Here is a 12,597-nt window from a genome sequence, read left to right as displayed (position 1 = left end):
TTTAATGATGAAGTGTTTTTGCTATTTTGTCTTCATCTAATATGTTTTCGGTTTCTTTTTTTACTTTTTCTAAAAGGTCTTTTAAATCATCAGAAGGTGAAATCACACCATCATCCAACATATTTAAAATAGCTTTGTCTTGTGCTCTTCCTCTAAGCATAGCCTCTCTATAACCAATATGTTCATTAAAAGTGACCAAACTATACTTTGATGAGTAGTCATTTGGAAATTCTTTTTCCAAAGCCATTTCAATTTTGCGTTTCTCTTGAAAAATGGGATTAGCCACATGATCTTTCATTTCATGAAAGTTATCAATGGCCAGATCTGCAATGGCGTCTGTATCTTTCTTCCTTGTTTTTTCATAAGCTGTAAATACAGTTTCCCAGTTACCTTCATGCTTGTCTAAAACGGCATCAAATTCTACAACATCCTCAAAAGAAGCGTTCATTCCTTGTCCGTAGAAAGGAACAATCGCATGAGCAGAATCTCCCATAAGCAAGGTGTTGCCTTTATAATGCCAAGGCGCACATTTTACAGTTCCTAAAGGTGCTGTTGGATTCTCAAAGAAATCTTCAACAAGATTTGGCATGAGTTCTAGAGCATCTGGAAATTCTTTTTGGAAAAATTCGGTAACCATTTCTGGCGTCGTCAAATTATTGAAATTGTACTCGCCTTCATCATAACTTAAAAAGAGCGTTACGGTAAAGCTACCATCTAAATTGGGCAAAGCTATGACCATGAAATCACCTCTAGGCCATATGTGCAATGCATTTTTGTATGTTTTGTAATCACCAGTTTCCGTAGGAAGAATAGTGAGTTCTTTATAACCATGTGTTAAGTAATTTTGAGAAAAACTAAATAAAAATTTTCGCTCTAAATAGTAGCTTCTTCTCAGTGCCGAACCAGCGCCATCTGTTGCAATAATGGCATCTGCATCTTCTATAAACTCATCTTTGGTGTCATAATCTTGAAATAGAGCTGTTGTGTTTTCAAAATCAACAGACAAACATTTTTTATTAAAATGAATGGTAACATTATCGTGTTTTTCGGCTTCGTCTAGTAATAATGCATTTAAGCCACCTCTTGAAATGGAGTTGATGTATTCGTGGTCTCGTCCGCTATAATTTGATAAAAATGTATTGCCCTCTTTGTCATGAAGCATTCTGCCGTTCATTGGAATGCAAAGCGCTTCTACTTTGTCTTCGATTCCGACCAATTTCATAGCCTTATTGCCACGATCAGAAAATGCTAAGTTGATTGAGCGCCCAGCTGAGATATCAGTTTTGCGTAAATCGGGACGCATTTCATAAACAGTGACATTGTAGCCACGCTGTCCCATGCGTAAAGCGAGTAAGCTTCCGCAGAGTCCTGCACCAATAATAAGTATGTTTTGTTGTTTCATTTTAATTCAAAATCGTTTTCAAGCGTTCTACAAATTGATAAATATCTGTATAAGAATTATAAAGTGGGACAGGAGCGCATCTAATCACATCAGGCTCTCTCCAATCGGTTATGATTCCAGCTTCCGTAAGCTTATTATGCAAACGTTTATCGGCATTTTTTACTTGTATTGAAAGTTGGCATCCACGTTCATCAGGATTGCTTGGTGTGATGATTTTAATATCTGAATTATTGAGTTCATTTAGCAAGAATTCAAAATAGCCTGTTAACTGTTTTGATTTTTTACAAAGTACATCAAATCCAGCATCTGCAAACACATCTAGTGATGCTCTAATTGCAGCCATTGAAAGAATTGGCGGATTACTTAGTTGCCAACCTTCGGCACCTGGTAATTGGTCAAATTCATCACGCATTCTAAAGCGTGTTTGTTTATTATGAGACCACCAACCTGTGAAGCGGTTGAGTTCTTTATTATAAGCATGACGCTCATGAACAAACGCACCAGATAAACTGCCTGGCCCAGAGTTTAGATATTTATAACTGCACCAAACGGCAAAATCTGCTCCAGAATCGTGAAGGTCAAGTTTTACATTTCCTGCGCCATGAGCGCAATCAAAACCAACAACACAACCATGTTGATGACCTAATTGAGTAATTCGTTTTAAATCAAAAAATTGTCCTGTGTAATAATTGACACCTCCAATCATGATAAGTGCAATCTCATCACCTTGTTCTTTCAGTATGGTCTCTAGATCATCATAATTAGCTAGCTCTTCACCTTCGCGCGCTTTCCAAAGAATTAAACCTTCCTTATCATCATAACCATGATGACGCAATTGTGATTCTACAGCATATTTGTCACTTGGGAAGGCATCGGCTTCTATTAATATTTTGTAACGTTTAGGAGTTGGTTGGTAAAAACTCACCATCATAAAATGAAGATTTGCAGTTAATGAGTTCATCACTACAACTTCCAAAGGTTTGGCGCCAACAATGTTGGCCATAGTTTCTGTTAGAAACTCATGATAGTGTAACCAAGGATTTTTGCCTTCAGTATGACCTTCTACACCTAGGCTTGCCCAATCATCTAATTCTTGATTGATATAATCTTTTGTGATTTTTGGTTGCAATCCTAACGAATTTCCTGTCATGTAAATGAGTTCATTGCCGTTGCTGTCCTTTGGCATATGAAACTTATTTCTATAAGATGAAAGTTGGTCATTCTGGTCTTGATACTCAGCAAATTCAGGACCTAATTGATAATTAGACAAGGTTTTTAGTTTTATGTTGTCTAACAAAAATAAGGATTATATGTCAGGAAATGAAGTGATGAAAGCGCCATTTTTAGTGAGAAAAGGAAATACTTTTTTAGTATCTTTAAAGAAATCATAACGATATGGGAAAGACAAAAGAGTATAGTAATGGTGAAGTCACAATAGTTTGGAAACCAGAAGCGTGTATCCATTCTGGTATTTGTGTAAAAGGCCTAGGAGCGGTATTCCAACCTAAAGAACGACCATGGATTAAAATTGATGCGGCATCCACTGAGATTTTAGTGAACCAGGTGAAAGCTTGTCCTTCAGGCGCATTGAGTTATTATATGAATGACGAACAGAATAAAGAAGCAGAAACTTTAGAAACTAAAGTTGAAGTGCTTGAAGATGGACCACTTTTGGTGTATGGGACATTAAAAGTAACACATAAAGATGGTCGTAAAGAGACAAAAAACAGAACGACTGCATTTTGTAGATGTGGTGCATCACGCAATAAACCTTATTGTGATGGTACACATACCAACGAAGGTTTTAAAGGCTAGTTAAAAGTAAAAAGCGCTTCAACTAAATGCAGTTGAAGCGCTTTGAATATATATGGACGCTAACGCGGAATATTATACTTTATATACGTCCATTAGTCGTGAGTTGGATGTTGTCATTACAACAATTAATCAACTTTAATATTTTTTTAAGACTTTCTGTTACTTAATCTTAATGTTTGAAAAGTAGAGATTGAAGTTTCCATCGGCCATTTTATGATCTTTTGCTATTTTGATACCGTTAAACTCCTCATAGTTTTCAAAGGTAGTTGTCATTGATGGTTCTTCTTTATTTCCTTCTCTAAACACCCATTCTCTAATGATATAGTCATTATCATAAAAAATATCGTAGGCATCACCAGGTGTATAACCACCTTCGTTTCCATAGGTAAGTACAATTTTATTGAGTTCGGTTTTTGAGATTGGAGCGACTTCCTTCACTGGATCTGATATGGTTGTGCCTTCATCCCAAACCAATTGAAACGGAACCAATAACCAGTATTTATCATTGATAAAACCTTTATCAATTTTTTCATAATTAGGATTCAATATTGTGTCTCTCGTATACATTGTAATTGAATCCATACTTACAGTTGAAACAACATAATTATGTTTTGGTTGCCAGGACCAACGCCTTTCAAAATGATTTTCGCCTCTATCGACATTAAACGTAAATTCAATTTGGTTTACTTTTTCCCAATTTTCAAAGCCATGAGCTTGTGCAATCTTCTCAGCTACAGTTAATTCCTTTTTTTCTTCGGAAATGGTCTCAGGAGCTGTGTTTTGGTCTTTAGTTTCAGTTTTGCATGATGCTAGTAATATACATAAGCATAAGATGGTAAGTAGTCGTGTCATTTGTTTTTTTGTAAAGGTATGACAATCTTTACATTTCAGAAGTTATTATTATTTTAGAGTTTTAAACTAAAGTCTATGAGTAAAGATCATTTTGAAGTCAACAGAACTACCTGGAATGAAAAAGTAAAAGTTCATTCTGAAAGTGAAATGTATGATTTAGAGGCGTTCAAAAACGGGAAATCTTCATTAATGACCTATGAATTAGAAGCACTTGGAGATGTTAAAGGGAAATCATTATTGCATTTACAATGCCATTTTGGCCAAGATACGTTGAGTTGGAGCAGGTTAGGAGCAAAGTGCGTTGGTATAGACCTAAGTGATGAAGGCATAGCGCTTGCCAAATCTTTGAATGACGAGCTAAATTTAGACGCAAAATTTACATGCTGTAATGTTTTGGATACGTCTGAGTATATCAAAGAAAAATTTGATATTGTATTTACTTCTTATGGCGTGATAGGTTGGTTACCCGATTTAAAACCTTGGGGACAAATGATAGCAGATCGATTACATAAAGGAGGAACATTTTACATAGTCGAATTTCACCCAATCGTTTGGATGTTTGATTACTTAGATGGAAAATCAATTATGAAGTATGGTTACATGCAGGATGATGCTATTTATGAAGAATACGAAGGCACCTATGCTGATGAGGGTTCTAAAATGGTTAGTAAAGAATATGGTTGGAACCATGGATTGAGTGAAGTTATAAATGTACTTATTGAAGCTGGATTAAAAATTGACTATTTGAATGAATATGATGAAAGCCCATATAATGTATTGCCAGACCTAGTAAAAACTAAATCTGGCAACTATGTAACAAAGGATAAACTATACCCTCTTCTTTTTGAAATTAAAGCGACTAAACTCTAGTTTTTTACAATCAATTTTGAACCTAAAGATTGCTCATTAGTATAAAAAGTAACTAAGTAAGAGCCAGTTCTTAAACCAGATAAGTCTATTGACGATTGCTCATTATTGATAGCGATTGTTTTTACACGCTGTCCAAGAATACTATGAACTTTTACTTCTGAAAGTAGAATAGTAGATTCGAAGTTTAAAAGACCAGTAGTTGGATTTGGATACAACTTTACAGTAATAAATTCTTCTTCAGAAACACTTAAAGCATCATTTGTTATTTCGATGTTTCTTGAGGTATTGTAGAATCTATTTGGAGAGCTCATTGCCGATGTTGGACCTACAGAATAAGTAACTGTATAGTTGCCAACAGCAGAGGCAGACGTATCTATAATTCCTGTGTCTTGGTCTATTACTAATCCAGCAGGTGTACTGAGGTAAATTCCACCTGATATACCATTTGTTAATGAAGGCGTTGGATCAACATCAGTAATGTCATAGCTAGCGGCATCATAATCAAATTCTGAAAAATTATCATAATGAATACTCAAGTATTCTAAAATCACATTGGCATAATCGATAGCAAAAGGGTCTAAAGTGTTAGGCATAGCATCATAAGGACTTCCTAAATCTCTAAGGCGACTGTTCACTTGGATCGAAATACCATCAATATTCCCGCCTCCGCCAGTACTTGCAGGGCCTCCAGTTCCATCTCCAGAACCATGTCTTCTGTTATTGTAATCATTTCCGTCATCATAAGAATGAGTTAATGGCATAGTGTCGTCACAAACATCATTACCATAATTTGAATTGCTTGGAACAGCTCTGTAACCAGAACTTACACCACATTCTTGATAACTTGTTTCTGAACCAGATGGATCGATACTATTATAATAGGTGCCTGGAGCATTTTGGAATAATTGTCCCAAGCTATTGTTTCCTCTAGCTAACTCCTCGTAAGACAAGCCATTTATGTTGTTATTAATTAAGTTATAGATTGTAGATTTGTCAATGATTTGAGTGCTGTTTAAATCACTAGTATTAAGTTCTGATGCAGTAATGTTATATCCAATTTCAATTCTAGGAACTGTATGGTCATGACCGTGCAAGTCAATATAGAGGCCTTTGCCCCAATTTGCTTCGACACTAGCACTAGCATCATTAATGAAATAATGAAAATCACTCCAGTAAGAAGCTGCATGACTATTTCCACATGACCCTGCACTAGGCATACCATTTGGATCCATTTTAGATCTGTGAAGATTGTTTATTATAATATGGGCATAGCCACCTGTTTGCGCATATAGTTCGTCTTGAATTCGACGTATAAGTACATCTGTATTGACATCTCTATCATTGTTGCCACAAGTCCTGTCTGGTAAATTAGAGTCATCGTCAGGATAAAATACACCACCAATGGTTTCTCCAGATTGTAGTATACCTCCATGAGGAACAGCGATTATAATCGGTAGATTTCCTGGGATATATTCTATGTATTGATTTGGATTTGAATACATTGGTACACCAGGAGTTTGCGCATAGACTACACAAGAGAGTAATGCAAAACATAGTAGGTAAGTAATTTTTTTCATCGTAAAAGTATTTTGAGATTTGGGGTAATCTTTAAATTACTGAGTCGTCAAAATACATTTTATATCGACAAAAATCCAAATTTAATCGACGAAATACACTAATGTTCAGATTTTTCTTTCAAAACCTCTGGCATTTTTGCTTTAAATCTATTTAATCTTGGAATAGATACATTTCTAATATAGCTTTGATTAGGATGTAATTTTTCATAATCTTGGTGGTAATCTTCTCCCTTCCAAAACTTTTGAAATGGATATACTTCAGATGCGATTTTGGCATTTAATTGTTTTGCTAAAGCAGCTTTTTTCTCTTCTATTATTTTCTTTTGAGCGTCATTTTGATAAAAAATAATGGAGCGGTATTGTGACCCTCGATCTGGTCCTTGTCCATTAACTTGTGTAGGATTTTGAGATGCAAAGTATACATCGACTAAGGTTTCAAAACTAACTACTTTTGGGTCGTATATAATTTCTACGGCTTCTGCATGACCAGTTCTTCCTGTATTGCTAAGTTCATAGGTTGGATTTTCGGTAAAACCTCCTGAGTATCCGCTAATAGATTCTTCAACACCTTTTACGCTCTCATAAATGGCTTCGACACACCAAAAACATCCACTGGCAAAGTAGGCTCTGGCTTTTCCATCTTTTATAGGAACCTCAATGGGTTTGGCATCGATGACTGCTTGTTGTTTTTTGCTGACTTGAGCATTATTTTGACAGCTAAATAATACGACAACGGCTAAGGTACTTAATAGTCTTTTCATAATGGTTTCTTTCTTTTTCAATAGGTCGAATAAAGATAAGAAACCTTAAAATTAAGTTTGTGAAAGTTTTATTAAAATGAAAAAGCCTTTATCGATTAAGATAAAGGCTTTGTTCTAAAGTATTGTTAGGATTAAAGTTTAGCAAACATTTTCTCCATTTTTTCTTTTTCTTCTTGAGCCAATTGTGCATCAACTAGAATTCTACCACTATGTTCATCTGTAATTACTTTTTTACGAGATGCAATTTCTACTTGAATTTGTGGTGGAATAGTAAAGAAGGATCCTCCAGATGCTCCTCTTTCAATTGGTACAACTGCTAATCCGTTCTTCACATTATTTCTTATACGTAAGTAAGCATTTACTAAACGCTCATCTAATTTCTTTTGGAAATCTGCAGATTTTTTAATTAATGCTTCTTCTTCTTTTTGAGTTTCTGCTAGGATAGCATCTAACTCACCACGTTTATGTTTTAAGTGTGTTTTACGATCTTTAAGACGATCTTTTGTCTCGTCGATCACTTCTTTTTTCTGCTCTATTTGAACTTTAAATTCTTTGATGTGCTTTTCAGCTAGTTGAATTTCTAATTCCTGAAACTCAACTTCTTTAGTTAAAGAATTGTATTCTCTGTTATTTCTAACGTTCTTTTGTTGCTCTGTGTACTTTTTGATAAGCGCTTTGGCTTCTTCAATTAAGTTCTTTTTTGATTTAATTTGATCGTCAATTAAATCAAGATTCGTCGCTAACTTTTCAAGTCTCGTATTTAAACCTTCAACTTCATCTTCTAGGTCTTGAACCTCAAGAGGTAGCTCACCTCTAACGTTTCTTATTTCATCTACTCTAGAATCGATTAATTGTAAATCATAGAGTGCTCTTAATCTATCTTCAACAGATGCTTCAGCTTTTTTTGCCATAATTATAAATACTTTACCGGATTTGTATTCGTCGTTGATAAAACGACTGCAAAATTAGTGATTTTTTTTGAGAGATAGTCTACTAAAAAGTTTTTTGTGAACTGTTCACTCTCATAATGTCCAATATCTGCCAAAATAATGTCACCTTCGGCCGAAAAGAAATCATGGTATTTTAGGTCGGCCGTAATCAAAATGTCTGCTCCAGCACGTTTAGCAGCAGAGATGGCAAAGCTTCCTGAGCCACCTAAAACAGCAATTTTTTTAACTGTATCTTTTGTAATTTGAGAATGCCTAATACAGGACACCTTCATTTTTTCTTTTAGAAATTCAAAAAACGATGTTGTCGTTTGTGCATTTTTGAGTTCTCCAACCATTCCCATACCAATATTTTGGTCATAATTATCGAGAGTAGTGACTTCAAAGGCAACCTCTTCATAAGGATGCTGTTCAAATAGTGTCTGTAGTAGCTTTGATTCTATGTGTTTATTAAATGTTACTGAAATTTGAATTTCTTCTTCTTGATGTAATTCACCTTTTTTTCCTAATGTAGGATTTGAAGCTTCATTTCCTCGATATGTTCCTATGCCTTGTGCATTAAAACTACAGTTGTCATAATTACCAATATTTCCAGCACCTGCTTTAAATAGTTGAGCTCTTAAAGCATTTGCATTTCCGAGGGGAGCATAGGTCGTCAATTTTTTAATGGTCCCTTTTTGCGGAATTAATATTTGCTTGTTCTCTAATCCAAGTGTATTACAAATAATATCGTTAACGCCTTTGAGAGCGTTATCTAGAGCTGTATGGATGGCATAAATTGCGATATCATGTTTAATGGCTTTTAAGACTGTTCGTTCTACATAGGTTTTTCCGGTAAGTGATTTCAAACCTTTAAAAATAATAGGGTGAAAGCTCACAATAAGATTACAATTGTTTTCAACAGCTTCATCTACAACAGCTTCTAAGGTATCTAAGGTGACCAAAACTCCTGAGACTTTAGCTTTTTTATTGCCTACTAAGAGTCCGACATTATCAAAATCTTCTGCATAAGCTAAAGGCGCCAAATTTTCTAGATAGGTTATCACATCTTGAACAATCATATTATTTATGGTGTTAAGTTTAAAAACAAATATAAAATATTAACTTCGTTCTAATGAAGCTACTCAGAAAAATACTTTTTCCTTTTATTCCTATTTATTATTTGGTGACTTGGTTACGAAACAAGTTTTATGATTTAGGCTGGTTCTCTTCAAAATCTTATGATATCCCTGTAATTTGTGTAGGTAATTTAAGTACCGGAGGTACGGGAAAAACACCAACAACAGAATATATTATTGGTTTACTAAAAGAAAAGCAATATCAATTAGCCATTTTAAGCAGAGGTTATGGGCGTAAAACTAAAGGGTTTGTTCTAGCAGATGAACATGCCTCCGCCGAGACTATAGGCGATGAGCCTTTTCAGTTTTATAATAAATTTAAAGGCCATGTGTCTGTTGCTGTTGATGAAAATAGACAGCATGGGATTGAGACTTTACAATTGATGAAGTCACCTGAAGTAATTGTATTGGATGATGCTTTTCAACATCGCAAAGTGAAGGCAGGTTTTTATGTTTTGTTGACAGCCTATGGTGATTTATATAGTAATGACATTGTGTTGCCAACGGGTAATTTAAGAGAGCCTAGAGCCGGAGCGAAACGTGCCGATTGTATTGTGGTGACCAAATGCCCTACGTCGTTATCATCTTCGGAAAAAGAACATATCACGCAGCAGTTAAGACCATTACCGCATCAGAGCGTTTATTTTAGTGCGATATCTTATTCAGAATATATTTATAACGGGTCGGATCGTTTTCCGCTTCAACATTTAATAGGAAAGACTATTACATTAGTAACAGGAATAGCAAATCCTAAATCATTATTAGATTACCTTAGGTCTAAATCTATAGATTTTGAGCATTTAAAATTTAAGGATCATCATGTGTTTTCTACTTCAGAAATTGATGTATTGAGGCAAAAGGAAGTTATTTTAACAACCGAAAAGGATTATATGAGGCTTCAAGATAGTTTTGATGCTAATACCTCGCTGTTGTATTATTTGCCTATCACTTTTCAGATAGATAAAAGTGATGCGTTTGATACGGAAATCATATCATTTATAAGCTCTTTTTAGAACGAAGATGCTGTGTTTTGATTGGCTGCAAGCACTTCATAAAGTTTCTTTTCAAAATCTTCTTGCTTGAATGGTTTTGAGATAATATCATCAAACCCTGCTTCGTCAAACTCATGCATTTTATCCTCTAGTGTTACAGCGGTTAAGGCAAAAATAGTTAACTCTTTATCAAAAGTTCTAATGATTTTAGTGGCTTCTAATCCGCTAATGCCAGGCATATGGATGTCCATCAAGACCACATTGTAAGTGTTTTCCTTGACTTTCTCTACAGCTGCCTCTCCATTATCTACGATATCACATTCTAGATTCATTTTATTAAGAATCTTTTTTGTGATCATTTGGTTGATCTTATTGTCTTCAACAATCAAGATCTTAATGTTACTAATGTCCAATTTGCTAATGTTTTTAGAATAGTCTTCTTTTTCGATTTTAACAGTTTCTGGAGCGTAGGTTAATGGAATCTCGAAGAAGAATGTTGTTCCTTTTCCAAGTTCACTTTTTAAGTAGATTTTTCCTTTTAATATTTCAATAAGACCTTTTACGATTGACAGACCTAAACCTGTTCCACCATATTTCCTATTGATCTGTATTGAGCCTTGGGAGAAGCTCTCAAACATATTGTCTTGTTTTTCTTTAGAGATACCAATACCATTATCTTCGATTTCAAATCGTAAGGTATAATCGTTTCCTTTATTGGCAATACTATAAACTCTAACCCAGATGTCTCCATCTTTTGTGAATTTGATGGAGTTACCAATAAGGTTTATTAGAATTTGAGAAATTTTAAGGTTATCACCAATGAACGTTTCTGGTAAGTCTTTTTGGTAATCATAATGCATGATTACATTATTATCTAATGCCGAGTTATTAAGAGCAGAGCATACGTTTTCAACCTTAGTTTTAAGATTGAACAATACAGGGTCTAACTCTACTTTATTGGCTTCGATTTTATTAATTTGAAGGATATCATTGATAAAGGTCAATAGATAATCTCCTGAGAATTTTAACGATTTTAAATGCGGAATTTGCTTTTCACTTGGTTCTTCCTCTAACAACATATTTGTTAAACCTGTAACAGCATAAAGTGGAGTTCTTAACTCGTGCGTTACGGTAGACAAGAAATTAGCTTTAGTTTTTGAAGCAAGCTCGGCTTTTTTCATGGCTTCAATTAAATCATCATTTTTTTCTTGAAGCATATTGTTTGACTTCAATCTAATGTTATTGTTCTTATATAAGGACAATGTCAATAGCGATAGAATAGTAATTAAGGCAATACTTAAAATAGTTGTAATCTTAGCTAGATTACTGTCAGATTCTTGATCTTCGACTTGCTTTTTTAGTTTCTGAAATTCGGCTGCGTTGTACGTGCTTATGCGTTCTGCTCTTTTTTCAGGAGATAGATTTGCACGTTCTATATTTAAGATAGAATCTGAAAACTGCACATGTTTTTGAAGGTAATCATGCGCTTGTTCAAAATTCTTATCATTTTCATATATAGCGCTTAAAGTAAGGTAACCCTCATTAATATTTTCTACTGATTTCTCGGCTTTTGCAATTTGTAAACCTTCATCAGCAAGGGCGATACCTTGTTTATTGTTTCCTAATTTATCTAATGCTTTTCCATTGTATATTAAAGCATTGGAGAGAATCGTATTTTGATTGTTTTTCTTTGCAGAAACAATCGTGTTCTCAAATAATGCCTTTGCTGTTTTGTAATCTTTTAAGCTTAAATGAATTTTAGCTTGAGTAAGAGTTACTTCTGGAATTTTATTTTCCAGATCTTCTTCCTCAAAAAGTGTTTTGGCAGATTTTAAATACTCTAAGGCATCTTTATATTCTTTCTTACTGGCATGAAGCGTACCTCTAATACTATATGTAATGGCGAGATTGACATCATCATTTAATTCTCGTTGTATTCCAGCTGCTTTAGTAAGAGATACTAATGCTTTGTTGTATTCGTTGACAGTGAATTGAAGTTTTCCAATTTTAGTGTGTATAATCCCTTGACTCTTTTTATCATCTATGCTAACAGCAATATCTAATGCACTTTCAAGATTATCTTTAGCATTAAAATAATCACCACGTTCTCTATCTAAATCCGATTGAGCAATGGTGTTTTTAATACGCATTTTTAACACGTCAATATCCTCAATATCATTAGATTGAGCAAATAGTGCGCATGAAAAACTTATTAAAAAAGCAACTATGTAATACTTAGTTTGGGACATATTTGGCCACTTTC

11 protein-coding genes are annotated in these 12,597 nt (G+C 34.4%); 3 read left to right on the top strand and 8 right to left on the bottom strand.

Annotated features, from left to right (window positions below; all coding sequences use genetic code 11):
• Position 1 precedes the first annotated feature (1 nt).
• Complete coding sequence (locus tag KWG70_RS13750; RefSeq protein ID WP_230936618.1) at positions 2-1,402, bottom strand: FAD-dependent oxidoreductase; 1,401 nt, start codon at positions 1,400-1,402, stop codon at positions 2-4.
• Position 1,403: 1 nt separating this feature from the next.
• Positions 1,404-2,672, bottom strand: a complete 1,269-nt coding sequence (gene kynU / locus KWG70_RS13745) for a kynureninase (RefSeq protein ID WP_230936617.1) — start codon at positions 2,670-2,672, stop codon at positions 1,404-1,406.
• 125 nt (positions 2,673-2,797) lie between these two features.
• Here kynU and KWG70_RS13740 point away from each other — a divergent pair, with 125 nt between their 5' ends.
• The gene (locus KWG70_RS13740) at positions 2,798-3,217 is read left to right on the top strand and encodes a (4Fe-4S)-binding protein (RefSeq protein ID WP_230936616.1); all 420 of its coding nucleotides are present in this window, start codon (positions 2,798-2,800) and stop codon (positions 3,215-3,217) included.
• Between the two features lie 159 nt (positions 3,218-3,376).
• Here KWG70_RS13740 and KWG70_RS13735 read toward each other — a convergent pair whose 3' ends face one another.
• Positions 3,377-4,069, bottom strand: a complete 693-nt coding sequence (locus tag KWG70_RS13735; protein ID WP_230936615.1) for a hypothetical protein — start codon at positions 4,067-4,069, stop codon at positions 3,377-3,379.
• Between the two features lie 75 nt (positions 4,070-4,144).
• On the opposite strand from KWG70_RS13735, the gene KWG70_RS13730 reads away from it, so the two are divergent.
• On the top strand, positions 4,145-4,939 hold the full coding sequence (locus KWG70_RS13730; protein ID WP_230936614.1) for a class I SAM-dependent methyltransferase: 795 nt from the start codon (positions 4,145-4,147) through the stop codon (positions 4,937-4,939).
• On the opposite strand, the gene KWG70_RS13725 is transcribed toward KWG70_RS13730, so the two are convergent.
• From KWG70_RS13725 to KWG70_RS13710, 4 genes are all read right to left on the bottom strand, one after another.
• Positions 4,936-6,516 carry a T9SS type A sorting domain-containing protein gene (locus tag KWG70_RS13725; protein ID WP_230936613.1) on the bottom strand — a complete coding sequence of 527 codons (1,581 nt, stop codon included), beginning with the start codon at positions 6,514-6,516 and terminating at the stop codon, positions 4,936-4,938. The two genes, KWG70_RS13730 and KWG70_RS13725, sit on opposite strands and share 4 nt — an antisense overlap.
• A 98-nt stretch (positions 6,517-6,614) precedes the next feature.
• Positions 6,615-7,277, bottom strand: coding sequence for a peptide-methionine (S)-S-oxide reductase MsrA (gene msrA, locus KWG70_RS13720; protein WP_230936612.1), 663 nt, complete (start codon positions 7,275-7,277; stop codon positions 6,615-6,617).
• 131 nt (positions 7,278-7,408) lie between these two features.
• Positions 7,409-8,188, bottom strand: coding sequence for a zinc ribbon domain-containing protein (locus tag KWG70_RS13715; protein ID WP_230936611.1), 780 nt, complete (start codon positions 8,186-8,188; stop codon positions 7,409-7,411).
• Positions 8,189-8,190: 2 nt separating this feature from the next.
• Positions 8,191-9,285, bottom strand: coding sequence for a Nif3-like dinuclear metal center hexameric protein (locus KWG70_RS13710; RefSeq protein ID WP_230936610.1), 1,095 nt, complete (start codon positions 9,283-9,285; stop codon positions 8,191-8,193).
• A gap of 53 nt (positions 9,286-9,338) precedes the next feature.
• On the opposite strand from KWG70_RS13710, the gene lpxK reads away from it, so the two are divergent.
• Positions 9,339-10,355 (top strand): tetraacyldisaccharide 4'-kinase, encoded by a 1,017-nt coding sequence (gene lpxK / locus KWG70_RS13705; RefSeq protein ID WP_230936609.1) that lies wholly within the window; start codon positions 9,339-9,341, stop codon positions 10,353-10,355.
• On the opposite strand, the gene KWG70_RS13700 is transcribed toward lpxK, so the two are convergent.
• Entirely contained in the window at positions 10,352-12,583 is a 2,232-nt protein-coding gene (locus KWG70_RS13700) for an ATP-binding protein (RefSeq protein ID WP_230936608.1), read from the bottom strand. The two genes, lpxK and KWG70_RS13700, sit on opposite strands and share 4 nt — an antisense overlap.
• Between the last annotated feature and the right edge of the window lie 14 nt (positions 12,584-12,597).

Origin of the sequence: Psychroserpens luteolus (genome assembly GCF_021032705.1) — a bacterium.
Classification (GTDB): Bacteria; Bacteroidota; Bacteroidia; order Flavobacteriales; family Flavobacteriaceae; genus Psychroserpens; species Psychroserpens luteolus.
The sequence above is the reverse complement of the archived record's forward strand: the minus strand, read 5'-3'. Positions and strand labels throughout refer to the sequence as shown.